Annotated in this window: 30 protein-coding genes; 18 read left to right on the top strand and 12 right to left on the bottom strand. The window is 36.2% G+C overall.

Annotation, left to right across the window (positions count from 1 at the left end; all coding sequences use genetic code 11):
• Positions 1–98: 98 nt before the first annotated feature.
• A complete protein-coding gene (locus tag OC533_RS03615) occupies positions 99–1145 on the top strand; it encodes an AI-2E family transporter (RefSeq protein ID WP_194323340.1) in 1047 nt (348 codons plus the stop codon).
• A 9-nt stretch (positions 1146–1154) separates the two neighbouring features.
• On the opposite strand, the gene OC533_RS03610 is transcribed toward OC533_RS03615, so the two are convergent.
• Both OC533_RS03610 and OC533_RS03605 read right to left on the bottom strand, forming a co-directional pair.
• Positions 1155–2057, bottom strand: coding sequence for an alpha/beta hydrolase (locus tag OC533_RS03610; protein ID WP_194323341.1), 903 nt, complete (start codon positions 2055–2057; stop codon positions 1155–1157).
• A gap of 19 nt (positions 2058–2076) precedes the next feature.
• On the bottom strand, positions 2077–2898 hold the full coding sequence (locus OC533_RS03605; RefSeq protein WP_185482518.1) for an alpha/beta hydrolase: 822 nt from the start codon (positions 2896–2898) through the stop codon (positions 2077–2079).
• 157 nt (positions 2899–3055) lie between these two features.
• Here OC533_RS03605 and OC533_RS03600 point away from each other — a divergent pair, with 157 nt between their 5' ends.
• From OC533_RS03600 to htpX, 12 genes are all read left to right on the top strand, one after another.
• On the top strand, positions 3056–3514 hold the full coding sequence (locus tag OC533_RS03600) for a DUF4064 domain-containing protein (protein WP_003761421.1): 459 nt from the start codon (positions 3056–3058) through the stop codon (positions 3512–3514).
• A 94-nt stretch (positions 3515–3608) separates the two neighbouring features.
• Entirely contained in the window at positions 3609–3833 is a 225-nt protein-coding gene (locus OC533_RS03595; RefSeq protein ID WP_003761424.1) for a hypothetical protein, read from the top strand.
• A gap of 218 nt (positions 3834–4051) precedes the next feature.
• On the top strand, positions 4052–4366 hold the full coding sequence (locus OC533_RS03590; protein ID WP_003761425.1) for a hypothetical protein: 315 nt from the start codon (positions 4052–4054) through the stop codon (positions 4364–4366).
• Positions 4367–4381: 15 nt separating this feature from the next.
• Complete coding sequence (locus tag OC533_RS03585) at positions 4382–5218, top strand: PspA/IM30 family protein (protein WP_070024630.1); 837 nt, start codon at positions 4382–4384, stop codon at positions 5216–5218.
• A gap of 179 nt (positions 5219–5397) precedes the next feature.
• Complete coding sequence (nagA, locus tag OC533_RS03580) at positions 5398–6531, top strand: N-acetylglucosamine-6-phosphate deacetylase (protein WP_003761429.1); 1134 nt, start codon at positions 5398–5400, stop codon at positions 6529–6531.
• Between the two features lie 15 nt (positions 6532–6546).
• On the top strand, positions 6547–7251 hold the full coding sequence (gene nagB / locus OC533_RS03575) for a glucosamine-6-phosphate deaminase (RefSeq protein WP_003761431.1): 705 nt from the start codon (positions 6547–6549) through the stop codon (positions 7249–7251).
• A gap of 15 nt (positions 7252–7266) precedes the next feature.
• Entirely contained in the window at positions 7267–7989 is a 723-nt protein-coding gene (locus tag OC533_RS03570) for a GntR family transcriptional regulator (protein ID WP_003771201.1), read from the top strand.
• A 134-nt stretch (positions 7990–8123) separates the two neighbouring features.
• Positions 8124–9179, top strand: coding sequence for a glycosyltransferase family 4 protein (locus OC533_RS03565; protein WP_262265224.1), 1056 nt, complete (start codon positions 8124–8126; stop codon positions 9177–9179).
• A 113-nt stretch (positions 9180–9292) separates the two neighbouring features.
• Positions 9293–10201: a peptidase U32 family protein gene (locus OC533_RS03560; protein WP_185510377.1), complete on the top strand. Its 909-nt coding sequence runs from the start codon at positions 9293–9295 to the stop codon at positions 10199–10201.
• Between the two features lie 13 nt (positions 10202–10214).
• A complete protein-coding gene (locus tag OC533_RS03555; RefSeq protein ID WP_003771203.1) occupies positions 10215–11441 on the top strand; it encodes a peptidase U32 family protein in 1227 nt (408 codons plus the stop codon).
• A gap of 82 nt (positions 11442–11523) precedes the next feature.
• On the top strand, positions 11524–12081 hold the full coding sequence (locus tag OC533_RS03550; RefSeq protein ID WP_003766234.1) for a LemA family protein: 558 nt from the start codon (positions 11524–11526) through the stop codon (positions 12079–12081).
• A gap of 22 nt (positions 12082–12103) precedes the next feature.
• Positions 12104–13018 carry a zinc metalloprotease HtpX gene (gene htpX / locus OC533_RS03545; RefSeq protein ID WP_003761442.1) on the top strand — a complete coding sequence of 305 codons (915 nt, stop codon included), beginning with the start codon at positions 12104–12106 and terminating at the stop codon, positions 13016–13018.
• Between the two features lie 41 nt (positions 13019–13059).
• On the opposite strand, the gene yjbH is transcribed toward htpX, so the two are convergent.
• From yjbH to OC533_RS03530, 3 genes are all read right to left on the bottom strand, one after another.
• Entirely contained in the window at positions 13060–13878 is an 819-nt protein-coding gene (gene yjbH / locus OC533_RS03540) for a protease adaptor protein YjbH (RefSeq protein ID WP_010990696.1), read from the bottom strand.
• A 245-nt stretch (positions 13879–14123) separates the two neighbouring features.
• Positions 14124–14708 (bottom strand): CYTH domain-containing protein, encoded by a 585-nt coding sequence (locus OC533_RS03535; protein ID WP_112119729.1) that lies wholly within the window; start codon positions 14706–14708, stop codon positions 14124–14126.
• Between the two features lie 16 nt (positions 14709–14724).
• Entirely contained in the window at positions 14725–15192 is a 468-nt protein-coding gene (locus OC533_RS03530) for a tetratricopeptide repeat protein (RefSeq protein WP_194323545.1), read from the bottom strand.
• Between the two features lie 158 nt (positions 15193–15350).
• On the opposite strand from OC533_RS03530, the gene OC533_RS03525 reads away from it, so the two are divergent.
• From OC533_RS03525 to fabI, 4 genes are all read left to right on the top strand, one after another.
• Positions 15351–16019, top strand: a complete 669-nt coding sequence (locus OC533_RS03525) for a GTP pyrophosphokinase family protein (protein ID WP_003722788.1) — start codon at positions 15351–15353, stop codon at positions 16017–16019.
• A gap of 31 nt (positions 16020–16050) precedes the next feature.
• Positions 16051–16845, top strand: coding sequence for an NAD kinase (locus OC533_RS03520; RefSeq protein ID WP_194323342.1), 795 nt, complete (start codon positions 16051–16053; stop codon positions 16843–16845).
• An 18-nt stretch (positions 16846–16863) separates the two neighbouring features.
• The gene (locus OC533_RS03515; RefSeq protein WP_003761458.1) at positions 16864–17754 is read left to right on the top strand and encodes an RluA family pseudouridine synthase; all 891 of its coding nucleotides are present in this window, start codon (positions 16864–16866) and stop codon (positions 17752–17754) included.
• A gap of 77 nt (positions 17755–17831) precedes the next feature.
• A complete protein-coding gene (fabI, locus tag OC533_RS03510; RefSeq protein ID WP_003761461.1) occupies positions 17832–18620 on the top strand; it encodes an enoyl-ACP reductase FabI in 789 nt (262 codons plus the stop codon).
• A 31-nt stretch (positions 18621–18651) separates the two neighbouring features.
• Here fabI and dltD read toward each other — a convergent pair whose 3' ends face one another.
• From dltD to OC533_RS03485, 5 genes are read right to left on the bottom strand one after another with little or no spacing between them, the layout of a single operon-like run.
• Positions 18652–19926, bottom strand: coding sequence for a D-alanyl-lipoteichoic acid biosynthesis protein DltD (dltD, locus tag OC533_RS03505; protein ID WP_003771210.1), 1275 nt, complete (start codon positions 19924–19926; stop codon positions 18652–18654).
• Positions 19926–20162 (bottom strand): D-alanine--poly(phosphoribitol) ligase subunit DltC, encoded by a 237-nt coding sequence (dltC, locus tag OC533_RS03500; protein WP_003761466.1) that lies wholly within the window; start codon positions 20160–20162, stop codon positions 19926–19928. The genes dltD and dltC overlap by 1 nt, the downstream gene beginning before the upstream one ends.
• A gap of 24 nt (positions 20163–20186) precedes the next feature.
• Positions 20187–21371 (bottom strand): D-alanyl-lipoteichoic acid biosynthesis protein DltB, encoded by a 1185-nt coding sequence (gene dltB, locus OC533_RS03495; RefSeq protein ID WP_045554605.1) that lies wholly within the window; start codon positions 21369–21371, stop codon positions 20187–20189.
• Positions 21368–22900 (bottom strand): D-alanine--poly(phosphoribitol) ligase subunit DltA, encoded by a 1533-nt coding sequence (gene dltA, locus OC533_RS03490; RefSeq protein WP_070753372.1) that lies wholly within the window; start codon positions 22898–22900, stop codon positions 21368–21370. Before dltA ends, dltB begins: the two co-directional genes overlap by 4 nt.
• Before the next feature lie 37 nt (positions 22901–22937).
• The gene (locus tag OC533_RS03485) at positions 22938–23084 is read right to left on the bottom strand and encodes a teichoic acid D-Ala incorporation-associated protein DltX (protein ID WP_003761469.1); all 147 of its coding nucleotides are present in this window, start codon (positions 23082–23084) and stop codon (positions 22938–22940) included.
• Between the two features lie 207 nt (positions 23085–23291).
• On the opposite strand from OC533_RS03485, the gene rpiA reads away from it, so the two are divergent.
• Positions 23292–23966 (top strand): ribose 5-phosphate isomerase A, encoded by a 675-nt coding sequence (rpiA, locus tag OC533_RS03480; RefSeq protein WP_194323343.1) that lies wholly within the window; start codon positions 23292–23294, stop codon positions 23964–23966.
• Between the two features lie 35 nt (positions 23967–24001).
• Here the strand turns inward: rpiA and OC533_RS03475 are convergent, their stop codons facing one another.
• Together OC533_RS03475 and OC533_RS03470 are read right to left on the bottom strand one after the other, a co-directional pair.
• Positions 24002–24439, bottom strand: a complete 438-nt coding sequence (locus OC533_RS03475; RefSeq protein ID WP_003761473.1) for a GNAT family N-acetyltransferase — start codon at positions 24437–24439, stop codon at positions 24002–24004.
• Positions 24440–24455: 16 nt separating this feature from the next.
• A complete protein-coding gene (locus OC533_RS03470) occupies positions 24456–25205 on the bottom strand; it encodes an alpha/beta hydrolase (RefSeq protein WP_003761475.1) in 750 nt (249 codons plus the stop codon).
• Positions 25206–25327: the final 122 nt, after the last annotated feature.

Genomic DNA, 25327 nt, shown 5'->3' with positions numbered 1-25327 from the left:
TAGGATGATTGGTTCTATTCTACAGAAGAAAAATTTTTTTGTAAACCCTATTTGACTAATTTATGATAAAATGAAGAAAGAAAAGGGCTGGTGAGGAAATGAATTGGTTGGAGAAGCTAAAAGAAAATGACACGGCAAGACGGGTGCTAGTGTTTGTTCTTCTAGGGATTGTATTATATTTACTTAGAAGCATGATAGATTTAATATTATTAACATTTATCTTTGCATTTTTAGTTACGCGATTAGAAAATGTAATTTTAAAAAGAATACGAATACCACGAAAATTAATCGTTATTGTTTTATATTGTTTAGTAGCAATGTTTTTATATGTTGCAATTGTTCATTTCTTACCAATTTTAATTGACCAAATATCGCAACTTGTAGACTCTCTTGTAAAAATTTATAATAACCCGAGTGATAATAAGATTGTGCAGTGGATTGTCGGATTTTTGAAGGAATCGAATATTCAAAAATACCTCCAAACTGGTGTTGACTTTATTATTGCTTCACTTTCTGGAATCGGCTCGGTTGGATTATCGTTTTTCTTAGCTTTAATCCTTAGTTTGTTTTTCTCTTTAGAAAAAGAACGGGTAACTTCTTTTACTGGGCAATTTTTAACAAGTAAAGTAGGCTTTATTTTTAAAGAAGCAGCGTTTTTTGGGAAAAAATTTGTTGCGACTTTCGGGGTGGTGTTAGAGGCACAATTGATGATTGCGCTTGTTAACACAATTATTACAACGATAGCACTATATTTAATGAATTTCCCACAACTTCTTAGTCTATCCATAATGGTGTTTGTATTAGGGTTAATTCCCGTGGCTGGTGTAATTATCTCATGTGTTCCACTTGTTCTTATTGCATACTCTGTTGGTGGTTTTCAAGATGTCGTTTATATTTTAATTACGGTAGTTATCGTTCATGCGATTGAAACATATATTTTAAATCCAAAACTAATGTCTTCCAAAACGAATTTACCTGTATTTTATACCTTTATCATTTTAATTTTTTCAGAAACTTTCTTTGGCGTATGGGGCTTAATTGTTGGTATCCCAGTATTTGTATTCTTACTGGATATTCTAGACGTACGAAATTCTGAAGATATTCAAAAAAGAACTATATTTGGACGTAAGAAAAAAGTAAATTAAGCTTAATGCTTAATCTACTTTTTCAGTTCCCCATAAAAAATTAGCTACTTTTGCATCTACATCTGTATTTTCATGTAGTTTACTGTGAGCCGCTTTTTTCCCAGTAAAGATTTTTTCTTCGTAACTTTTAGCTTGTCCTTCAAAAATAAATTTACCAGAGAGCGCGCTTGCGACCGATACACTACCATCGCTTTTGGTTCCGTCTAGCATATCACCGGCAATATTTAATACTTGTAAATTAGTAGGGATTTTTTGTTTGTTTTTCATAAATTCACTATAACGCTCAGAGGACTGTTTTGGCCCTTCATCCGTTAAATCATAGGCAGTTACACCATTATCACCAACGACTAGCCCATTAAGTGGTGCGCCAATTAAAACTAGATTTTCAAGAACTGGATAGGCTTTATCACTACCAACTTTCTCAATATAACTCGTTAGGCTAACTCCGCCCATTGAATGCCCAACCGCATCTACTTTTTCAATATGATAGTTATTTTTTAACTCTTTCATCACATTTTGTATCCACTGAGTTTGATTAACCATCGAACTTTTATTATCCTCAAAAATGACTTGGATAGTTGGATTATGACTAAATTTATCGTAACTTCCTGTTGTGCTCACACTTCCATCAGCAGCAACAGTCATAACAAGTGATTCTGTTACGATACCATCTTCAGCAAGGCGATTAATCATGCCTTTAAATGAATTAGCTGTCCCTGAATAGCCATGAACAAAAAGTGTTGGTACAGCAATTTCTGAAACTGGATTTTTAGCTTTTTTGGAAGATTTTTGTGCAGTAGCATTCGTAGGTTCTTTAGCAGCTTTTTTAGTAGGTTCAAACTGAAGGAAAATTATCCCAAAGCCTGTAATTATAATGGCTAAGATGATAATCGTGAGTATAACTTTTTTCATTCGAAACATCCTTTAACTTTTATTTCTGCCCCCATAAAAATTGACCGACATACTTATCAACGACAGTGGATTCATGCATGCTACTATGGGTTGCTTTGGGACCTTTAATAACGTGAGTAATGACTTTCTGATGTGCAAATAACTTTTGACCATATAAGACGCTATTTAATTTGACTTCGCCATCACTGTTTGAGCCGTCTTCTAAGTCGCCACCGATAATCATAATTTCCGTATTATTAGGTAATACTTTGGCCATTTTTTGAGCAAACTTAGCATGAACGTTATTGGCATTTTTAATGTCCACTTGCTGATCTCCATTTACATATTCTTCTGGGTAAAAAGGTACTGCGAGAAAAACAATTTTATTTACTTGTGGATAAGATTTGTTTTTTTCATAAGATGCTAAATAGGAAACCCAAGCACCGCCACCCATTGAGTGACCAATTGCATTGAATTTTTTGATGTCATAATTTTTTTGTAAATAGGACATTACTTTTTTTGTCCACATCGATTGCTGAGGGAGGGTTGCTCGGTTATCTTCAAAAACAATATTAATTAACGGATTTTTTTCATTTTTACTATAAGTACCAGTAGTAGAAATGCTTCCGTCTGGACTTACATTTACTGTTAATGACTCTGTGCCCCAATTATATTTTTGGTCGAAGCGTCGTATCATTCCATGAAGTGAGCGATCAGTTCCTCGGTAACCATGTATAAATATAGTTGGAATAGCATCATTAGCTGCTTTTGGATATGTCGTGTTAATCGTAAGTAAAATAAAAATTGCTCCAACTAAACACCCTAAAGGTAAGACAATCGAGAAGAACACGCGCTTTAGCATTATTTTACGCCCCTTTAAATTTCGTTATGAACAAATTATACATTTTTTTAAAGCAAAACGCACGACTAGTCTTCTTTTTCTAATATTTAAATAGTTTATTCTCACTAAAACATATAGTATACTGGAAAAATAAGCGAAGAAACGGAGGCATATTTTCATGATTAAACGAACTGGTGAGATAGTTCTCGCTATTATTGGACTTATTTTTAGTGTACTTATGCAAGCAGCTATTGCTGTTATTGGTCTATTACTTGTAAATGGCTCAAAAGGAAAAGAAGGCTTAACAACTTATTACAATAACTACTACCAAACTGTTACCGAATGGGAAATTCCTAAAGATGAGATACCGGACCCGGATCGTATCTTTGATTTTGTACATACATTATCTTGGACTGCACTTTCTGGCGGGATAATCACTTTAATTGTTGGAGCAGCAGGCATTTACTATATTATGAAGAATAAAAACCCAATACTTGCTGGATTTTTATTCTTAGCAGCCGGTATTGTGTCACTTTTATCCACTGCACTTATTGGTTTCATTCCCGCTTTACTTTTCGTTATTGCGGCAATGCTATGTTTTATTCGTAAACCCAAAAGCACTTTTTCTGGATTCTAATATCGAAACGAGTTTGCATCATGCAAACTCGTTTTTGTTTTATCTCGCTTTTTTTAGGGAATAAAATAGTGGATTTCAAGAGGAGGTTGATAGTGTGAAAAATAAAGTAGGAATTATTGCTGGAGCTGTTGCGGGTGTAGTAGCTTGTGCCGCGATTTATGTGGTGAAAAAGCAACAGCCACCCACGCCTTTTGATGAAGTAAATGATATTAGAACACGCTATGCGGACAAAGAAATTTCAGAAACAGAGCTAGAGGAAAACAATATGATTTCTGAAGGCGGAGTTTCATCTCTTCAATATGAAGAAAAAATAAAATAGCCAAAAAGCAGTTTGTATCTTGTGTTACACGAGAAGCAAGCTGTTTTTTGTTCGTTAAACATTTCTTAATATGTTATCCTGTAGTTAGATAATAGGACTCAAGTTGTAGGTGAATTTCCTTCTACAGTGGGTTCTTATACTTGATACATAGCGTTATGATAGGTACAGTAATAAAAGAAAAATATTTCAGCTACACTTGGAAATAAGGAGGTAGACAGATGAGAGCGATTTTGATTGGCGTATTAATAGTTTTACTCTTAGCAATGATACTTATCGTCTTATGGCCAGCAATTATGGCAACTATTGGCGCAGTGCTCGGCTTTTGGTCACTTAAGAAACTACTCGAAGCAAGGTCTGTAGGTGAAAAAATCGTTTATGGTGTATTAATCGGCGTAGGTGCCTTAATCATTCTAGCTAACTTAAAAGGAATCCTGGTTGTTGCAATCATTGGAGCAATCATTTACTTCCTAACTAGAAATAAAAATAAACCTAGAAAAAATGATGATGTATTCGACTACCCATACAATAAATAATTGGAGGAGAAAAAAATGGCAAACCTTTTTGAAAAAATGAAACAATGGAATAAAGAAGTAAGTGAAAAAATCGAAAAACGTGAAGAAAAACGTCGTAATTCGGTAAGTTACTATATGGATAAAACAAAACAAGAAATGAAAGACGCAGAACGCATGGTAGAAAAACAACGCGAACTGAAATCTCTTTTCTATAAAGAATACAAAGAAATGGAAGTTTATGTAGAGAAACGCCGTCATCAAGCTGAAATTGCAAAAGAAGCTGGTGAAACTAAATTAGCTGACTTTGCATTAGAAGAAGTAGCTCAATATGAAGAACAATTAAAAGCAACTAAATCTCATTATGACCAAGCTTCTGAACAACTTGAAAAATTAGAACTACGCATGCACGAAATGCGCTTAAAATGGAAAAATCTTAAAACACAACATCTAGCTGAAATGGCTGAAAAAAATGCGACAGAAACTTCCGAAAAAATGGACAAAGTTATCCATGATATGAGCTGGGGTAGCGTAAGTGACTATCACGAAGCACAAAAACAACGCGACTTAGCTGAAGAAGCTGAAAAGAAAGCTGATATGAGCAAAGAACTTTCCCAATCTTTTGATGATCTAATGGATGAACTAGAAAAGAAAACCAAGAAAAGCAAAGAGATTATTAAAGACAAAGCCCAAAATTTCACAACAATGGTAGATGAAATTATTGAACGCGAAAAACAAAATTTCAAGAAACCAGAAAAAGCTTCTATGGAAGATCAGTTAAATGAACTTGAAAAAGAGGCTGCTAAAGAACAACCAAAAGAAGAAAAAGAAGTGCTTATTCCAGAATTAGAGAAAAAAGAAGAAGAAGACAAATAAAACAAAAAAACGCGGAACTTATGTTCCGCGTTTTTTTGTGCTATAAAGCTTTCTGCAAGCGAAGTAGTTTTTTGGTTACTTTACTTTTTTTCGGGTAAATAGGAAAAGATAAGTTGCATTTTAATGGATACATGCTATAATAATTGGTATAGACCGATTTAACGAGGAGGCAATACGTAATGACTAATAAAGTAATTACTAACGCTACAATTTATACTGGTAAAGGTGTTCTAGAAAATGCTTTTGTACGATTTGATAAACAGATTTTAGAAGTTGGCTCAATGACTGACTTTCAAGCGGAAAAAGCAGAAGAAGTAATCGATGCAAAAGGACAAAAGTTAGTTCCTGGTTTCATTGATGTCCATTCTCATGGTGGTTATAGTTTTGACGCAATGGATGCAGATCCTGAAGCACTTAAAAAACAAGTGAATGGTATGTTAAACGAAGGTATCACTACTTACTTCCCAACAACAATGACTCAATCACATGAAAATATTGAAAAAGCTTTAAAAGTTATTAATGAAGTCGCTCAAACTGAACCTGTAATTGGCGGGATTCATCTTGAAGGTCCATTTGTATCTAAAGTCTTCAAAGGAGCGCAACCAGAAGAATACATTCAAGCACCTGACTTGGAACTTTTCAAGAAGTGGTTTGATATTTCTGGTGGCTTAATTAAATTAGTTACCTACGCGCCAGAACACGATACTTCAGCTGATTTTGAAAACTTGTGTTTTGAACTTGGAGTTGTTCCAAGTATTGGTCACTCCAACGATGTGCGCGAACACTTAAAAACAAGTAAAGCGACACATGCGACACATTTATATAATGCCTGTCACCGTATGACTCACCGTGAACCAGGTGTTCCAGGTCATGTTTTACTCGAAAAAGGTATTAATGCAGAATTAATTGTTGATGGTATTCACGTTCACCCTGATATGGTGAAATTAGCATACCAAATGAAAGGCCCAGAACATTTATGCATTATTACTGACTCGATGCGAGCAAAAGGTATGCCAGAAGGAAAATCCGAACTTGGCGGCCAAACAGTTATCGTGAAAGATAAACAAGCTCGTTTAGAAGATGGAACATTAGCCGGAAGTGTACTTACTTACGACGACGGTTTCCGCAATATGATTAAATTTACTGGATGCACGGTGGAAGAAGCAGTTCTAATGTCTTCTGGTAACCAAGCACGCGAATTTAATTTAACACAAAAAGGTGCAATCCAAGCTGGTAAGGATGCAGATTTCAACTTACTAGATGAAGATTTAAACATTACAGCAACATATTCATTCGGAAAAAAACATTCTTGAGAGGAAGATATTATTATGCAACTTATCACAACAGAAAATAAATTAGCAGGTTCTAAAAAAGCACTAGAAATTATTGAAAAAGGCATTACATCAGGTGAAGTAAATACACTTGGTCTAGCAACAGGAAGCACTCCAGAAACACTTTACGCTGAGCTTGTAAAAAGCGACGTTGACACAAAAAATGTAACAACAACTAACCTAGATGAATATGTAGGTCTTGCAGCAGACGACCCAAACAGTTATCATTACTATATGAATGACTTATTATTCTCTAAAAAAGCATTTAAAGAAAGTTTCTTACCAAACGGGGAAGCGACTGACGCAGAAGCAGAATGCGCACGTTATGAAGGGATTTTATCTGAGCACCCAATCGATATTCAAGTGCTTGGAATTGGAACAAACGGCCACATCGGTTTTAATGAACCAGGAACTTCTTTTGATTCATTAACACATAAAGTTGTTTTAACAGATTCTACTCGTGAAGCTAACAAACGCTTTTTTGAAAGAGAAGAAGACGTTCCAACACATGCTTATTCTATGGGAATTAAATCAATCATGAATGCGAAGAAAATTATCCTACTTGCTTTTGGTGAAAACAAAGCACAAGCAATCAAAGAAACTATTAAAGGACCTGTAGATGTGAATTGTCCTGCTTCTGTTCTTCAAAATCATCCAGATGTTACTGTGATTCTTGACAACGAGGCGGCGTCACTTCTATAAGAAGAGGGCGGGGAAATGATCGATAAACAATCAGGAATACCGATTTACATTCAGATTCAAAGTGAAATTAAAAAGAAAATGGAAGATGGTGTCTGGAAAGTTGGCACTTCTATTCCAGCTGAACGTCAACTTGCTGAAATGTTTCACGTTAGCCGAATGACAGTAAGACAAGCCATTCAAGGACTAGTCGATGATAATATTTTGCAAAGACGTGTTGGCGCTGGGACTTTTATTGCGGAAAAGAAATTAACCGAACGACTAGAAGCTGTTACAAGTTTTACGAATTTGATGTTGCAAGAAGGGAAAGTTCCTTCAACGCGTATCGTATCGTATGGCATTCGTCCGGCAAGCACGCAAGAACAAGAAGCGTTACAACTACCAGAAAACAGCAATGTAATGAAAATTGAGCGGATTCGTTACGGCGACCGTGTACCAATTCTTTATGAAGTTGCCGCCATTCCAGAAAAAATTGCTTCACTGCTTACAAAGGAAGACATTATGGATTCCCTTTATAAAGCGATTGAATTAAAACTTGGTCAAAAAATCGGAGAAGCAGAACAAACGATGGAAGCTTCTTTAGTATCAGAAAAAATTGCGCCATATCTTGATGTGAAACTCGGATCACCGGTTATGAAACTTCGGCAGATTACAACTTTAGAAGATGGTCGACCATTTGAATTTACACGTTCTCAATATGTAGGTAGTAGATTTCAATTTGTAGCTAGGATTAAACAATAGATAGAAAGCTTGAAGCATGCTCCGTGCGCTTCAAGCTTTTTTTATTAAAAATGTTCGGATAATGATTTTCGTTGTCTTTTTGATAATAAAAAAGTATAATGAGATGAGTAAAAAATTTGCGGGGAGGACTAACCATGAGCTGGATGATAATTTTTATATGTTTTGGTGCGTCCGTGTTACTTACACCGCTAATTCGAAAGATAGCTCTTTATTTTGATATTACTGATAAACCCGATCAGCGACGCATTAATGTGAAGCCGATTCCTAGTTTAGGTGGCTTAGCGATTTTTATTAGTTTTGCCATTGGTTTATTTTTACTTCCAATTGAAAACGAATTCTTATGGGCTTTATTGATTGCTGCATTTGTAATGGTCATAACTGGCCTGTTAGATGATATTATAGAATTTAAGGCAAGATATAAATTAATTGGTCAAATTACCGCTGCTTTTATCATAGTATTTTGGGGCGATATTAGTATTGATTTTATAAACTTACCTTTTGGTGGAGAAATTCATTTTGGCATTTTGAGTATTCCGCTCACGATTATTTGGATTGTAGCAATTACGAATGCGATTAATCTCATTGATGGGCTTGACGGACTGGCAGCGGGTGTTTCCACTATTGCTTTACTGACAATTTTAGGAATGGCATTTATTATGGGGGATGCGCTTGTTATTATGATTGCTAGCGTTTTAATTGCTGGGACTCTTGGCTTCTTACCATATAATTTCAATCCTGCTAAAATATTTATGGGTGATACAGGAGCGCTTTTCTTAGGTTTCATTATTGCGGTACTTTCTATTATGGGCTTCAAGAACGTCACTTTTATCTCTTTAATTGTACCGATTTTAATTTTAGGAGTACCAATTTCTGATACAGTTTTTGCTATTGTGCGCCGTATGGTTACGAAACAACCTATTGCTATGGCAGATAAATCGCACTTGCATCATTGTTTACTCCGGTTAGGTTTTACGCATCGACAAACAGTGATATTAATTTACGCGATTGCAGCATTATTTTCCTTATTTGCATTCATTTTCACGATGTCAACCTTGTGGGGTTCGATGATATTAATTGGAGTACTTTTAATTTTAATCGAAGTGCTAATTGAAACGCTTGGATTAGTAGGAAGCACTTATCGACCGTTATTAAACTTATTTAAGATTACGAAAGAAGACAAAATAGATTAGAGATTAGCTACTTTAGTTAGTCTCTTTTTTTATGCCAAAATTCTTATTGAGTAACAAGTCTTCTTGTGATACATTTATCAAGTAACGTTTTTAGTAGAAATGAGGAGAAAAACATGGAAATCATAGCGACAGCAGATTCAATTAGTCAAGCTGAACAATTGCTTCGCGCGGGGGTAGACAGATTATATATAGGTAACAGCCAATTTGGTTTAAGATTACCTCATTCCTTTTCTGTCGAAGAATTACGTGAAATAGTTCATTTAGCGCATCAAGAAAAGAAAAAAGTAACCGTAGCTGTAAATTCGTTAATGCACAACGAACATATGGAAGAGCTACCAACATTTTTAGACCAACTTGCTGAAATGGAAGTAGATGCAGTTGCATGCGGCGACCCAGGAGCGATTATGCTTCTTGGCGAAATGGCTCGACCGATACCTTTTATTTACGATGCCCAAACATTTGTCACTAGCGCAGAACAAATCTCATTTTGGGAAAAACAAGGAGCAGTCGGAGCGGTACTTGCAAGAGAACTTACTGAAGACGAAATAAAAGCAATTGCTAAAAGCCTTACTATACCAGTAGAAGTACTGGTTTATGGCCCAACATGCATCCATCAATCAAAACGCAAACTAGTTACTAACTACCAACGAATTGTTGAAATGGAAGATGATACCTCGAAGGAACGTGGACTTTATTTACGCGAACCTAATGATGAAACGAGCCAATTACCAATCTATGAGGACGAATCTGGAACGCACATTTTTGCTTCAGAAGATGTATCACTGGTACCATACTTAGCTGATTTATATGAAGCAGGCTTGAAAACTTGGAAACTGGACGGGGTTCTTGCAGATTCGGATAATTTTGTACAAATTGCCACTCTATTTGTCGAGGCAAAAGAAGCCGTTATTAATGGACAATTTGTTGCGGAATATTTTGTGAATAAATTAACGGAACTACAACCTAAAACAAGAAAACTAGATGCAGGATTTTATTTGAAAAATCCGGATGATGTGAAGTAGGGGGAATAGCATAATGAGTAAAGTATTAAAAAAACCAGAAGTGCTAGCTCCGGCTGGTAACTTAGAAAAATTAAAAATTGCCATTCGTTACGGAGCGGATGCTGTATATATTGGTGGCCAGGCGTTTGGGCTTCGGTCACGAGCAGGGAATTTTAGTTTTGATGAAATGAAAGAAGGTATCGCATTTGCGCATGAGCGAAATGCAAAAGTGTATGTAGCTGCCAATATGGTTGCGCACGCAGGGGATACAGAAGGCGCTGGTGAATTTTTCCGGACACTCCGGGATATTGGCATTGATGCAGTCATCGTTTCTGATCCTGCACTAATTAGCATTTGTTTTCAGGATGCGCCAGGCTTACCAGTCCATTTATCAACACAAGCATCTGCAACCAATTATAAAACGCTAGAATTTTGGAAAAAACAAGGATTAGAACGCGTGGTGCTTGCCAGAGAAGTAAGTATGCAAGAAATCCAAGAAATCGGCGAAAAAACGGATGTCGAAATGGAAGCATTTATTCATGGTGCGATGTGTATTTCTTATTCCGGTCGTTGTACTCTATCCAATCATATGGCGAACCGGGATGCGAATCGAGGCGGTTGTGCGCAAAGTTGTCGCTGGAAATATGATTTATTTGAGATAGATAATGGCGTTTCTAAAAATTTAGTTGATACAGACGAAGAACCGTTTTCGATGAGTGCGGTAGATTTATCTATGATTAAATATATTCCAGATATGGTTGATGCTGGCGTAGATAGCTTAAAAATCGAAGGAAGAATGAAATCAATTCATTATGTCTCCACGGTAGCAAGTGTGTATCGCCGTGCGGTAGATGCATACTGCGCGGACCCTGAGAATTACGAATTTGATCCAGCCTGGGAAGAAGAATTATGGAAAGTTGCACAGCGCGAGTTATCAACAGGATTTTTCTATAAAGAACCAACCGAGGACGAGCAATTATTCGGAAAAACTCGGAAAATCCCTCAATATGCTTTTGCGGCTCAAGTACTTGAATACGACGCAGAAACTAAAATTGCTACCTTACAACAACGAAATAATTTTGGTGTCGGGGAAGAAATTGAATTTTATGGACCGGGAGATACTGGTTTTAAACAAGTTGTCGAAGTTCTTTGGAATGAAGACGGGGAAGAAATTGACCGTGCTCCAAATGCGATGATGACGATAAAAATGCCGGTAGATAGACCTGTTAAGCCATTTTACTTTATGCGAAAGAAAAAATAGAATCTCATGCTGCAGTAGGATTGTCGTGTACTCCCCAAGTAAGGTATAATGGGATTAGTACATATGAAGGAGGAGATTAATTATGATAGGATGGATTATTGCTATCGCTGTTGTTGTAATTCTAGTATTGATTTATTTCGGTCTATACAACAGCCTTGTAAAATACCGTAACCGTGTTGACGAAACTTGGGCGCAAATTGACGTACAATTAAAACGTCGCTTTGACTTGATTCCTAATTTAGTTGAAACAGTTAAAGGGTATGCAACACATGAAAAAGAAACACTAACACAAGTAATTGAAGCTCGTAACAAAATGATGGAAGTTCCTGCTGACAACCGTCAAGGGCAAATCGAAGCAGATAATATGCTAAGTGGGGCGCTTAAATCTATTTTTGCATTAGGTGAAGCTTATCCAGACTTAAAAGCAAATACTTCCTTCATCGAATTACAACATGAACTAACTACTACGGAAAACAAAGTGGCATATTCTCGCCAACTTTATAACACAACTGTTATGACTTATAACACAAAAGTACAATCAGTACCAACAAACATCGTAGCAAAACTGCATAACTTTAAAGAACGCGATATGCTTTCGATTCCAGAAGTAGAGCGTGTTGCACCAAAAGTAGAGTTTTAAGCCATGAAGGAGAGCGAAAATTATGCTATTTGAACAAATTGCAGCAAATAAGCGAAAAACTGTTTTTATCATTCTTGGCTTTTTTATTTTCGTTCTTATGGTTGGGGCTGCTATAGGTATAATTGTTTGGAATAACTATCTAAATGGACTCATACTTGCGGCGGCTATTGGTGCGGTTTATATTTTGATAATGGTTATGAGCAGTTCGTCGGTTGTCATGGCGATGAATCATGCGAAAGAAGTCACCTCAAAAGAGCAAGCACCAGTTTTATGGGATACTGTTGAAAGCATGGCAATGGTTGCTGGTATCCCAATGCCAAAAGTTTATATTGTAGAAGATCCAAGTCCGAATGCATTTGCAACCGGTATTTCTCCTGAAAAAGGCGCCGTAGCTGTCACTAGAGGATTGTTAAATAAATTAGAACGATATGAGTTAGAGGGCGTTATTGCGCATGAGATTTCTCATATTCGTAACTATGATATTCGCTTGTCGACTATTGCGATTGCCTTAGTTGCGGTTATTGCTATCCTAAGTGATTTAGCTATGCGTTTGATTTTCTGGGGTAGCTTAACAGGTGGAAGAAATAGCCGTAAAAGTGACAATAATAATGGTGGCGGGGCACAGATAATTATCTATGTAGTAGCACTAATTTTTGTTATTTTAGCTCCGATTATAGCTACGGCGATTCAGTTCGCTTTATCTAGAAATAGGGAGTACTTGGCTGATGCGAGTGCAGTGGAATTAACTCGGAATCCAGATGGGCTTATCCAAGCATTACAAAAAATTAGCGGTGATACGAAAAAAATGGAAGAAGTTAGCGCTTCTAGTGAGTCCATTTACTTTTCGTCGCCATTGAAGTCTAAAAAAGATAAACCAGGTCTTTTCGATTCCCATCCGCCGATTAGTTCGCGAATTGAGCGGTTGGAAAATATGTAATAAAAAAAGTAGCAGCCAAGATTAGGCTGCTACTTTTTTTATTATAAGCTACCGATATATTTCCAGTGAGGCTTGCCATCTGGAGCATCGATTAATTCTACTTTTTGTTGAAGACGCCATTTCTTCATTTGGCGGTCAATTTGTTGTTCAGAAACCCCGTAAAAGGCTGCCATGGAAGCAGAAGAAGTAACTTTTACTTTAGCTAAATATTCTTCCATTTGTGGGCGTTCTTCTGGTTCTGGGAAATCATTTAAAAGCTCGGATAAAACATGTACGTAGACCTCGTAACGATGTAGGCCACTTAATTTTAACCCAGCGTCTTCTATATTTTTATTGAAGAAAACTACTGTCGGATTTTCGCGTATTTCCATTTCTTGTGCTACTTTTTGGTCGCCAATATAGGCGCGTTTAGCAGCAGTAGATGCTAAATCTTTTTTGAATTCAGTAAGATCTAGACCGGTGGAAATAGCGATTTCATAGAGTACTTCTTCACTAGCGATGTCTTTATTCTCAAGAAAATAAGCTTCTTGAATCTTACGCAGGAATGTAATACCTTGTTTTTTTCCTTGGAGTTCAGCGGCTTTAACTGCAAGACAAGAAATATAGGAAAGGTGCGCCCCTATTTGTTGTTCTTTTAAGCTTAGGTTACTATTTCCAGCGCGTTTTTGTTTACATACAAATGTCTGCAAATTATTATGCAACACATAGCGCAATTTAAAATAGTTCCCGTACTCCATTTGTAACCGGAGCATGTTCGCTTCAATATTCCAACAGTCATCACAAGCAGGATCAAAAAATAGATAAATTTCGATAGGCTTGGAATTAGCTACTGACTGATAATATAAATTTTGGTTAATCATTTGCTATCACCTGATTTTCAAATTCTAAATACCTTCAAGCAGATATTCATTTCAATGTACCAGTGTGAAAAGAAATAATTCACTGCTAAGTAAAAGCTGATACAAAATTTGGTTTTGTAACTTACATATCTATTTTATCAGCGTAATGTAAATTTAACAAATAATTGTCATTGGCTTAATATATTTATTCGTTATTTTTTAAGAATTTGTGTCATTTCGCTATAAATTAGTACGTTTTTCGTTAGTTAGTCATTATTTTTATAGACGTGATTATAAAAACGAGCTACTTTATTTTCTGCTGGATGATTCGTTATTTGATATTCTTTGAGTAGTTTATCAAAAATTTCTTTCCCTTTATCGTAATCAGAAACTTCATATTCTAAATCAAAATCTGAAATAGAACCATAGAAATTTTTGTCGAATACGAGTAGTCCTTTTTTATAATCTTTTTCGGCACGGATTGTTTTAAGGGAACCAAAGACTTGTAAATCTTCATGATTAATACCTATTTCTTTTAAAGTATCGCGCACTGGACCAACTGGAATATTTGCTCCGTCTGTAATGGCTGTTGCTTGATCTGCGGCTAAAATTTGAGTTGTTTCCATTAAACCACGTGCTTCAGGAGTTTTTAGCGTTAATTGGTACTGCGTTTCTAACTGACGAATTCGAAGAGCAGAGTTACGTTCTTTTAAGCCGAAATCTGCCGTATCTAAATAAAAATTAGTTTGTTCAAAAAAATCATCCTCTTTAATTCGAAAATCCTCTATAAGTCGATCATATTCCTCTTTTGTCAAAAGATTGCGGAATTCTATTTCTAGTTCTTTTACCATGAAAATTCATCTCCTCTTAATGAAATAACGCATCTAAATCTTGTGCATAAAATTGAATCGCTTTTTTGTAACTTAAAATATCTTTGTCATTAGTTGTATTTGTTAGTAACAGAAGTGCTTCTTGTAAGGCTTCTTTTTCCTGACCTTGATTATACTTAGCCATGATGAAAAAAGTACGTAAAGCATTATTTTCTGGGAACTCTTCTATCGCTTTTTGGAAAAGAAGGACGGCTTTTTCGGGAGAACCTGTTATCCGGTAGGTGCTACCAAGGCCAATATACGCTTCTTTTTTATCAGCATCAGGAAGACCAAGATCCAGTGCTTTCTCATAAAAAGGGATAGCGGCATCTTCTTTACCGAGCGCATCGTGTGCCCATGCTGCAAAATAATTTAGTTCCGCATTTTCTGGGGCGTTTTTTAATTCTGCAAGAGCTTTTAGTCGAGCAGTTTCGTAATCGCCATTTTGAAGTAAAGTAAGAATCATTTCCATCATCCTTTTCATTGTATCGTTAGCGCTTCAGTTTTATTTTAACATGTGATTGAAAAAAAGGTTACTTTTAGCAAGGTGGATTAATCACTTTTGTGTTAAAATATAACTGATGTTGCATAAATTTAATCATGAATATACTTGAGGTGAGCGATTTGAATCATTGGGAAGACTTTTTAGCGCCTTATAAACAGGCAGTAGAAGAACTTAAAATTAAACTTAAAGGAATGCGTTCACAATTTGAGCTTGAAAATAATCATTCGCCAATTGAATTTGTTACAGGACGAGTGAAGCCAGTTGCGAGCATATTAGACAAAGCTAATCAAAAACATATTGCACTTGACCATTTAGTGGAAGAAATGCAAGATATTGCGGGACTGCGAATGATGTGTCAATTTGTAGATGATATTGAGGTTGTTGTTCGTCTTTTAAGACAACGCAATGATTTTCGGATTGTGGAAGAGCGCGATTATATTACAAATAAGAAACCCAGTGGCTACCGTTCGTATCACGTCGTTATTGAATACCCAGTGGAAACAATTCAAGGTGAGAAGAAGATTTTAGCTGAAATCCAAATTAGGACATTAGCAATGAATTTTTGGGCGACTATTGAGCATTCGGTAAACTATAAATATCAAGGCGAATTTCCAGAAGCGATTAATAAGCGACTAAAACGCGCTGCCGAGGCGGCTTTTCAATTAGATGAGGAAATGTCGCAAATTCGTGAAGAAATACAAGAAGCGCAAGTCTATTTTTCTCAAAACAAAGATGTATCAAAGGATAAAAAAGCGGTACATCAAGTAATGCCAAAGAAAAATAAGTAATTAAGCGTAGGAATAGGGGCGAATAGAAATAATGAAATATATGATTACTTCAAAAGGGGACGAGAAGTCAGATTTGCTGCGATTGAATATGATCGCTGGTTTTGGGGAATATGACATGGAATATGATGAGATAGAACCTGAAATCGTTATTTCTATTGGCGGAGATGGAACTTTTTTGTCTGCGTTTCATCAATATGAAGAGCGCTTAGATGAAATTGCTTTTATCGGAATTCATACTGGTCATCTTGGCTTTTATGCTGATTGGCGCCCAGCTGAAGCAGATAAATTAGTTAAGTTATTAGCAAAAGGAGAATATCAAAAAGTTTCTTATCCACTGCTTAAAACTACAGTAAAATACGGCATTGGCAAAAAAGAAGCTGAGTATTTAGCGCTAAATGAGTCAACCGTAAAAAGTTCAGGTGGACCGTTTGTTGTGGATGTAGTTATTAATGAGCTCCATTTTGAACGATTCCGCGGGGACGGGTTATGTATGTCAACACCAAGCGGAACGACTGCATATAATAAATCACTCGGGGGAGCGCTAATGCATCCGTCCATTGAAGCAATGCAATTAACTGAAATGGCGTCGATTAATAATCGAGTTTACCGGACAATCGGTAGTCCACTCGTTTTTCCGAAGCATCATGTAGTTAGTTTACAACCGGTAAATGACAAGGATTTTCAAATTTCTGTGGACCATTTAAGTATTTTGCATCGTGATGTTCAGGAAATTCGTTATGAAGTATCAGCGAAAAAAGTTCATTTTGCGAGATTCAGATCATTTCCATTTTGGCGTCGAGTACACGATTCATTTATTGAAGATTAAGCTAGCAGGAGGAAGCATGTGTTTTTAGAATGGCAAGTAAAAAATGAAGAAGATGGGCTGCTGCTTAGAACTTTTCTGAAAAGCAAGCATATATCTAAACAATTATTAACCGCAGTAAAATTTGGCGCGGATGGTAAAATTGAAGTTAATAACGAAGAACAAAATGTTTTATATCACGTTAAAACTGACGATAAAGTTCGGCTTACTTTTCCAACTGAGCAACAAAATGAACGATTATTGGCCGAGCATACAGATTTAGAAGTAGTTTTTGAAGATGACTTTTTATTAATTATTAATAAACCGGCCGGAATGGCTTCAATTCCGTCTCAATATCATCCGACCGGTTCAGTAGCAAATTTTGTAAAAGGACACTATGAAAATCAAGGGCTTACAAGTGCTATCCATATCGTAACAAGGCTCGACCGAGAAACGTCAGGATTAATGTTAATCGCTAAAAATAGATATGCACACGCAAGGCTCAGTAGCTTTTTGCAACAAGGATTACTCAAAAGACGATACCAAGCTTTCACTTCAGGTACCCTTGAAGAAGAAGCAGGATCTATTGAAGCGCCAATAGGACGCAAGGATGTAAGTATAATGGAGCGTTTTGTTACTCCAGAAGGAAAATATGCGAAAACAAATTATGAGGTTCTCATGCGTTATAACGGGTTTGATCATTTAGCGATCCAACTTGAGACAGGGCGAACACATCAAATTCGTGTGCATTTTTCTTATATCGGTCATCCGCTTATTGGTGATGACATGTACGGCGGGGATCAGGTGCTGCTTAAAAGACAAGCACTTCACTCTTGTCATCTACATTTAGTCCACCCAGTCACAGAAGAATATATGGCGTTTGATTTGCCTTTACCAGAAGATATGGAGCAGATAATTCAAAAATCGAAGTAATAAGTGTTTTAAAAAGTTATTTGGTCATGTAAAATGGAAGAAGCGAACAAATCGCATCAAAATTAGGAGGAAAGAACATGAATTTATCATTAGAGGGAAAAACATATGTTGTAATGGGAGTAGCTAATAAACGCAGTATTGCTTGGGCGATTGCTCGTTCATTAAATGAAGCAGGAGCAAAACTAGTATTTACATATGCGGATGATCGTGCGAAAAAAAGCATTACTGAACTAGTACCTTCATTAAACGAAATAAATCAAGATCCACTTATTTTAGCATGTGATGTAACAAGTGAGGACGCTATTACAGCGACATTTGAAACAATTAAAGATAAAGCAGGCAAACTTAGTGGTTTAGCACATTGTATTGCATTTGCTAATAAAGATTACTTAACTGGTGACTATCTAGAGGTAGATCGTAAAAGCTTCTTACAAGCGCATGAAATCAGCGCTTACTCGTTTACAGCGGTGGCGCGTGCGTTAAAACACTTAGATATGTTAACTGAAGATGCTAGCTTGCTTACTTTAACTTATCTTGGCGGTGAGCGTGTTGTAGAAAACTACAATATCATGGGTGTTGCTAAAGCTTCTCTTGATGCTAGCGTGAGATACCTTGCAATGGACCTAGGAGCTATTGGAGTGCGTGTGAATGCTATTTCTGCTGGACCAATTAGAACAGTCTCTGCACGTGGCGTTAGCGGCTTCTCTGACTCGATTTCACTTGTAGAAGAAAGAGCACCTTTAAAACGTGCAACACAAGCAGAAGAAGTAGGAGATACAGCTTATTACTTATTCAGTAATTTATCACGAGGCGTAACAGGTGAAGTAATTCATGTGGATAGCGGTTATCATATTATTGGATTCTAACAATGAAAAAAATCCAGGAGTAGTTTAAATACTACTTCTGGATTTTTTTTGGTCCATTATCTGGATGACTTTTAATATAATAATCATCTACTGTTGGTGTATAGTTTGTTTGAACCGGTGCTTTGACAAAATCAGCAAGGACTTGGTCGATTTTTACCCAACCGCGCCAGCTTAAATGAATAGGATCTTCTAAAAAGAAAGAATCATTTTGATATTGTTCTAGAGAGTAATAACGGAAGCCTTGACTCTCGATTTGTTGTTTTGTTTTAGCATAGTAACCATCTAAGCCTTGTTTGTTCATACCAATGTAGTCAATCCATTTACCATTAATAGGAGGATTGATGAAAATAACATCAGCGCCAGCTTTTTTGAAAGCGTCCATTAGAAGTTGTAAATCACCAAATTCTGGAGATTCATCGTAACGCAAATCTTTACGGCTGTCTTTTAGCTTACCTTCAATTGGTTTGATTTTTTTCTGGTAATATTTTTCTTTCACTTGGAAAGGATTGTCACCGATACTTTTCTCACCAGTTTCTTTTGCTAGGTCATCTAGTTGTTTATAATCTAATTTTTCTGGGAGATCTTTTAGACCTTTTTCTATACGATCTTGTTTAGAACCTGAAACTGTTTTCGATTCTAAATCGTCTTTACGTTCTAAAATTTTCAGTTCGACATTACCAGCAAGTTTTACAAGTTTTGGATCATGAGGTTTTTTAGGACCTTTTGCGACGATATTTTCAAGTAATTTCTTTAAAGTAGAGTCGCTTTGAACCACTTGGAACGATAATAATCTTTTTGCTGCATATCTGCGTTCAGGTGTGTTTTTCGCGTCTTCAAGTGCAAATTTATAAGCATGAAGAGGGGAGAAGTTAGCACCAAACGATGGATCAGAAACGCCTTTAGGTTGGAACCATTGTGGAGATAAAACTACAGCCACTTTTTTACCTCTTAAGTCATCACCAAGTGCATTTACATCAAGAAAATGGCTTAATGATTGTGTACCCGGACGACCTAATAGGAATGGTGTATAACCTTGATCATATTTTTTTGAGACTACGCTAGGATGAAATGGGTCGACACGAGAAAGCTCTGAAGAACCATAAATTGGTAAATAGTTTCCTTCTTTTAAAGCTTCTTTCTGGATGTCTAAGCCTTGGATGACGTATTCGTTCATAGACGTAGCGCTCTTTTCTACAGTCTCCGAAGACACATAAGAAAATAAGCTGCTAGGTCCAAATAGAACGAAAAGGAAAACCGCGAATGCGACCAGTAAAGGCCCAAATGTCATCCACAGCTTTTTTTTCATTATTTTAGCGCCTCAAGTTGTGTAATAATCATTTCAGGAGTAGCCCATTCGTCGCGGTCAAATTCTGAAACGGGTACAGTAATATCTAGTCTTGATTCAATTTCAATTAAAAGTTGAACAGTTGCCATTGAGTCTAGTAAACCTTCATCAAATAATTTGATATTTGTATTTTGTACTACTTCATCAGTTTCTGTAATTTCTTCTAAGATTTCTAATACATTTTCACGAAAAGCCATTTAAATTACCACCTTTAGTTAGTTTTAAAAATTAATTTTATCTAAAATACCTGAGAAAATCAGGAATCCGAAACAAACAAATTGGAATGTAATGATAACGCCGATTACATAAGTTATTTTGTTTTTTGGATAGAACTTGTGCTTTTTGTTAAAGCGTTCGATTAGGTCGAAACCAACAATTAAAGTGGCTTGATAAAGACCATAAACGATGTAATACCAGTGAAGTCCGTGCCATACACCCATAATGAAAAAGTTAACAAAATATGCGATATAGGCGATGGTGAACTTACTCTTGAACCATTTCTTTTTTGTAAGCCATAAGACAAAACGCATAAATACATAATCACGGAACCAGAAGGAAAGAGTCATATGCCAGCGATTCCAGAATTCTTTAATGTTTCGTGCTGCAAAAGGCTTATTGAAGTTCATTGGTGTTTGAACGCCGAGTAGATAACTCACTCCGACTGCGAAGGCACTGTAGCCAGCAAAGTCAAAGAATAAGTACATACTGTATGCGTACATATAACCAATCAAACTTGTTGTTGTATCAACATTGTGTGTAATCGCGATGTCTAGTGGAACAACAAAATGTTTGTTTACTAAGTATGCGATAATGAATTTATAGAGAAAACCAAGGAAGATAAGGAAAATTCCTCGATTCAGTAAAGCAACATAAGCTTCTTTACTAGGCGGATTATCAACGTCTTTTTTAAAGCGACGGAACCGGTCAATCGGTCCTGATGAAATAGTTGGGAAAAATAGTAAGAAATTAACAAAATCCCATGCGTTGTACTGTTTAATTAAGTTATCGCGTATTTCAATAATCATTTGTGTCGCTTTAAAAGTTAAGTACGAAATCCCTAGGAAACCAACCATTGTTACTTGGTCTCCTAAAATTGGAACTACTTTAGAAATTACAAGCGGGAGAATGGAGAGAATCACTGCTATGACGAATACGCCGCCATGATTCTGTTTTTTCTCCTGCCTGTAATGGAAGTAAAGTCGTACGAGTGCAAGTTGCCAGAAAACAAAGAAGATAAAAGTAACTCCTTGGACTGGATTTGCAGAGAATAAAAAGTATAAAAATACTAATGTGACAAAAGCGTTATATATCGGTAATCTTTTTCCTAACAAACCAGCTACTATGATAGGAATGAAAAACAGAAGAAGTACTCCAAAGTAAAGTATTGTACCGTATGGTGTGCTCACTTGTTAACCTCGCTGTTAAGTGCTTTTCGATCAATTTTGCCATTCATTGTCAACGGGAATTCCGTTTTATAAATCCATTTTCTTGGGATCATATATGCTGGCATAAATTCTTTTAATTCGTTTTTGATTGCTGCACTTAGCTGGTATTCTTTTTCAAAATCGTGGGAAGACGGGATGACCTGAGCGACCAACATATCAACCTTTTCATCTTTCATTTTAGGAATAATAGCGCAGTTTTGGATGTAACTTACTTTTTTTAGATTGTTTTCAATATCTTCAAGCTCGATTCTGTAACCATGAAGCTTAATTTGGAAGTCAAGACGACCTTGGAAGAAGAGATAACCATCTTTTATAACACCAGAGTCACCAGTATGGTAGGCTTGGTAACCTTTGTAATCAAAGAATACTTGGTCTGTTTTTTCTGGTTCGTTTAAATATCCTTTTGAAACACTTGCACCGATTAGGATGATTTCGCCTTTTTCGCCTTCAGGAAGTATTTCACCAGTTTCTTGATCGACAATATGAAGTCGCATATCTGGTTTAATAACTCCAAGTGGTAGGCTCGGATAAGCATCAATCAACTCGCGTGTTACTTTTACTTGTGTAACAGCAACTGTAGCTTCTGTCGGCCCGTATGTGTTATAAATGACTGCATCTGGGAAACGGTCAAGTAGTTCACTTGCTGTTTTCTTAGCAAGTACTTCACCACAGAATAAGAAACGTGTTAAATTAGGGTTGTTTTCTTGGTTGAAATTATCATCTAGTAAACACAAGTCTGCAAATGATGGAGTAGAAACCCATACATCAAAATTTTGAGCAGGTATTTCGCGATATAAATCTTTCATGTTAGCAGTGATTGTTTTATCTAGTGGTACAAGAGTTCCGCCTGAAAGTAAGCTTGGATATAAGTCCATAACCGACAAGTCAAAGGAAAATGGTGCTTGGTTTAAGAAGCGCAATCCTTGTCTTAACGAGAAATCTTGTAAAATCCAATTGCTAAAACTAACTAAATTGTTTTGGCTAATTTGAACGCCTTTTGGATTTCCTGTGCTTCCTGATGTGTATATAATATAATAATTATCATCATTTTTAACACATTCAGCAGGGTCTGGCACTTCTTCAAAATGTTTTTCCAAAGCATCCATCAATTGGTCTTGTGTTAGAACGGGACAACCTGTAATTGTAAGGTTGTTTGGAAGCTCTTCTGTGCAAATGAATAGTGCAGGATCTGCTGCTTTTTTGATTTGTTCTATACGTTCAACTGGCATAGAAACATCTACAGGAACATAAGCACGTCCTGATTTAATAGTACCTAAAAACGCAATAAGCATTAGTGGGGACATGTGTCCGTACACGATAATAGGTTTTTCTTTGTCAGAGTTTAAAGTATTTAGTAGAAAAGAGCCGAATGCATCCGATTGCCGTTTAAGTTCTTTGTAGGAAAGACGTGTTCCAGCATATTCATAGCAAGGGAAATCCGGTGTCTTTTCTGCCCATGCATCAATTCTTTCAATGATACTCGTTGTCATAATTGATATTCCCATTTTTTAACAGTCCTTTCTTTTTTTAAAATTCATTGTAAATAAATTTGGCGCCTTCAGGGTTTTTGAAACCATAAAACCATAGCAACCCAAGCAAAACAGTCAAGTAAAAAATAGTCTTCATTGTAAAAATTGTTGCTGGATGATGCAAAAATAGTTTTACTTTATTCATAAATCCACCTCTTTATTATTTCAGTTATGTTACAAATATTAAAATTAAACTCTTAATACTTACTTACTGTAATACATCTGTCTTTAAATGTCTAATTACATTTTTGTAAGGTTAGAAAAATAAACTTACTTTGAACTTAAAAGTAGGTGGCGTATAATGAAAATATCGATATCGCAATGCTTTAATGCTAAGTTGGGAGGAAAATAAATGATTAATCAAAAGAAAATCGCAGGTGAAAAAGCGTGTGAATGGATTGAAGATGGAATGGTTGTCGGTCTTGGAACGGGAAGTACCGTTTATTATACGATTGAAAAATTAGGGGAAATGGTGCAAAAAGGCTTAAACATTACTGGGGTGGCTACTTCTATAGAAACAGAACAACAAGCTCGGACATTAGGGATTCCGCTAAAATCTTTAAATGATGTAACGAAAATTGATGTCACAATTGATGGCGCTGATGAAATTAATCAAGCTTTTCAAGGAATAAAAGGGGGCGGAGGAGCACTTTTACGAGAAAAGATGGTTGCTCAAGCTAGTTCAAAGAATATTTGGGTTGTTGGGGAAGAGAAGCTTGTGACAGAGCTTGGAAAATTTCCTTTGCCACTTGAAGTGATTCCTTTTGGATGGAAGCAAATTAAACGAATGCTAGAAAATGACGGGGTTGAAACTACTTTACGCAAACAGTCGTCAGGAGAAATATATGAAACAAATAACGGCAATTATATTTTAGATATTATAAATCAGAGCTTAACTAATCCAGAAGCTTGGCATGAAAAGTTAGCGGGCATTCCTGGGGTACTTGAGCACGGCTTATTTCTTCATTATGTAGATATAATTATTTGCGGCAAAGCATCAGGAGAAATAGAGATAATAAAAAAATAGTTATTTCTTCTATTAGAAAGAAATAACTATTTTTATTAATAAGTTAATGTTTTTTTCATTTCTTTATGTTTAATTCCTGCATCTAAGAATACATCAGAGCACGTTTCATAGCCAAGTTTTTCATAAAAGGGGATTGCTGTTAACTGGGCGCCTAATTTTAGTGTTGTTAATCCACGTGTTTTAGCTTCCAGTTCAATAGCTTCCATGATTCTACGTCCACTGCCGGAGCCACGGGCTATTTTTTGGGTGCAAATGCGTTCGACTTTACCGTAACCATCCTTTACGCGAAATCTGCCTGTCGCGAGCGCTGTGCCGTCTTCAGCGTAATCAACAAACATATCCACCGAAGCCATTTCATCAAATTCATCCCATTCTAATGCAGGATCTACATTTTGTTCGACAACGAAAACGTCATTTCGAATTTTTAGTGCTGCTTGTTTACCTAGTTCATCTGTTACTTTTTTTACCGTCAAGTTGTTCCGTCCCTTCCTATGCGCGCATGCTTTCTAAATCAAACGTATTTACTGGAAGCATAAATTGTAAGGATTCTTTAATAAATGGCTGCCAGTATTTCCAGCGATGATCGCCGTTAAATACGCGGAAATAATAATCAAACCCACGAGAGGTTAAAATTTGTTCTAAAGATTTGTTTGGTGATAGAAAATCGAGTATTTCATCCCCAGTAGTTTCAACTGCAGTTTCTTGGTCGCCAATAATATGGTAGATTTTTACTTTGGCAGGGTCAGCTTTTTCTGCTAATGTAAGGATTGCATCGTCGACATAAGGAGAATGTAAGATAACATTACCGAACGTAAACGGAAATAGTAGTGCGGCTTTTAATGAAACAGATGCACCAAGGGAGTCACCCATAAGAAATCTACTCGTTGGCATTTGGAAAGAAGGGAAGCGTTCTTCAAGATAAGGAACAAGTTCGAATGCTAAGAACCGGATGTATGCTTCATTTTGTTCACCATCTGGATGATATTTTTCTCGGCGATCCATGACAGTTTTGTAAGGAATACCAATGAAAATGGCTTTTTGAATCTGCTCGTTTACTGCTAATTCTTCAGAGTGACGCGCAAGTTTACCAAACTGAAAATAATCTTTTCCATCTTGTACAATAAATAAAGGATATTTGTAAAGTGGCGAAAAATCAGGTGGTAAGCAAATAATTAAATCGAGTTCCTCTCCTAGCAATTTACTGTAAAATTTCTCATCTAACATTTTATGAGCTGTCATTTTCATTCTCTCCTTTCTTGAAATCCTTCCTTCTAAGATGATTGTTTTTTGAAAAGTTACTCTATTTTAGCATGAATTACGTTAAAAGAAAGAACATTTTGCCTATTTATTAGAAAAAATTT

Source organism: Listeria sp. Marseille-Q6474 (assembly GCF_946902005.1).
GTDB lineage: Bacteria > Bacillota > Bacilli > Lactobacillales > Listeriaceae > Listeria > Listeria innocua.
Note: the sequence above shows the minus strand (reverse complement) of the source record. Positions and strands in the feature narration are given on the sequence as shown.

Coding starts and splice junctions, on each gene's coding strand:
- OC533_RS03615 (WP_194323340.1), top strand. CDS start 99: ATGAATTGGTTGGAGAAGCTAAAAGAAAATGACACGGCAAGACGGGTG.
- OC533_RS03610 (WP_194323341.1), bottom strand. CDS start 2,057: ATGAAAAAAGTTATACTCACGATTATCATCTTAGCCATTATAATTACA.
- OC533_RS03605 (WP_185482518.1), bottom strand. CDS start 2,898: ATGCTAAAGCGCGTGTTCTTCTCGATTGTCTTACCTTTAGGGTGTTTA.
- OC533_RS03600 (WP_003761421.1), top strand. CDS start 3,056: ATGATTAAACGAACTGGTGAGATAGTTCTCGCTATTATTGGACTTATT.
- OC533_RS03590 (WP_003761425.1), top strand. CDS start 4,052: ATGAGAGCGATTTTGATTGGCGTATTAATAGTTTTACTCTTAGCAATG.
- OC533_RS03585 (WP_070024630.1), top strand. CDS start 4,382: ATGGCAAACCTTTTTGAAAAAATGAAACAATGGAATAAAGAAGTAAGT.
- nagA (WP_003761429.1), top strand. CDS start 5,398: ATGACTAATAAAGTAATTACTAACGCTACAATTTATACTGGTAAAGGT.
- nagB (WP_003761431.1), top strand. CDS start 6,547: ATGCAACTTATCACAACAGAAAATAAATTAGCAGGTTCTAAAAAAGCA.
- OC533_RS03570 (WP_003771201.1), top strand. CDS start 7,267: ATGATCGATAAACAATCAGGAATACCGATTTACATTCAGATTCAAAGT.
- OC533_RS03565 (WP_262265224.1), top strand. CDS start 8,124: ATGAGCTGGATGATAATTTTTATATGTTTTGGTGCGTCCGTGTTACTT.
- OC533_RS03560 (WP_185510377.1), top strand. CDS start 9,293: ATGGAAATCATAGCGACAGCAGATTCAATTAGTCAAGCTGAACAATTG.
- OC533_RS03555 (WP_003771203.1), top strand. CDS start 10,215: ATGAGTAAAGTATTAAAAAAACCAGAAGTGCTAGCTCCGGCTGGTAAC.
- OC533_RS03550 (WP_003766234.1), top strand. CDS start 11,524: ATGATAGGATGGATTATTGCTATCGCTGTTGTTGTAATTCTAGTATTG.
- htpX (WP_003761442.1), top strand. CDS start 12,104: ATGCTATTTGAACAAATTGCAGCAAATAAGCGAAAAACTGTTTTTATC.
- yjbH (WP_010990696.1), bottom strand. CDS start 13,878: ATGATTAACCAAAATTTATATTATCAGTCAGTAGCTAATTCCAAGCCT.
- OC533_RS03535 (WP_112119729.1), bottom strand. CDS start 14,708: ATGGTAAAAGAACTAGAAATAGAATTCCGCAATCTTTTGACAAAAGAG.
- OC533_RS03530 (WP_194323545.1), bottom strand. CDS start 15,192: ATGATTCTTACTTTACTTCAAAATGGCGATTACGAAACTGCTCGACTA.
- OC533_RS03520 (WP_194323342.1), top strand. CDS start 16,051: ATGAAATATATGATTACTTCAAAAGGGGACGAGAAGTCAGATTTGCTG.
- fabI (WP_003761461.1), top strand. CDS start 17,832: ATGAATTTATCATTAGAGGGAAAAACATATGTTGTAATGGGAGTAGCT.
- dltD (WP_003771210.1), bottom strand. CDS start 19,926: ATGAAAAAAAAGCTGTGGATGACATTTGGGCCTTTACTGGTCGCATTC.
- dltC (WP_003761466.1), bottom strand. CDS start 20,162: ATGGCTTTTCGTGAAAATGTATTAGAAATCTTAGAAGAAATTACAGAA.
- dltA (WP_070753372.1), bottom strand. CDS start 22,900: ATGACAACGAGTATCATTGAAAGAATTGATGCATGGGCAGAAAAGACA.
- OC533_RS03485 (WP_003761469.1), bottom strand. CDS start 23,084: ATGAATAAAGTAAAACTATTTTTGCATCATCCAGCAACAATTTTTACA.
- rpiA (WP_194323343.1), top strand. CDS start 23,292: ATGATTAATCAAAAGAAAATCGCAGGTGAAAAAGCGTGTGAATGGATT.
- OC533_RS03470 (WP_003761475.1), bottom strand. CDS start 25,205: ATGACAGCTCATAAAATGTTAGATGAGAAATTTTACAGTAAATTGCTA.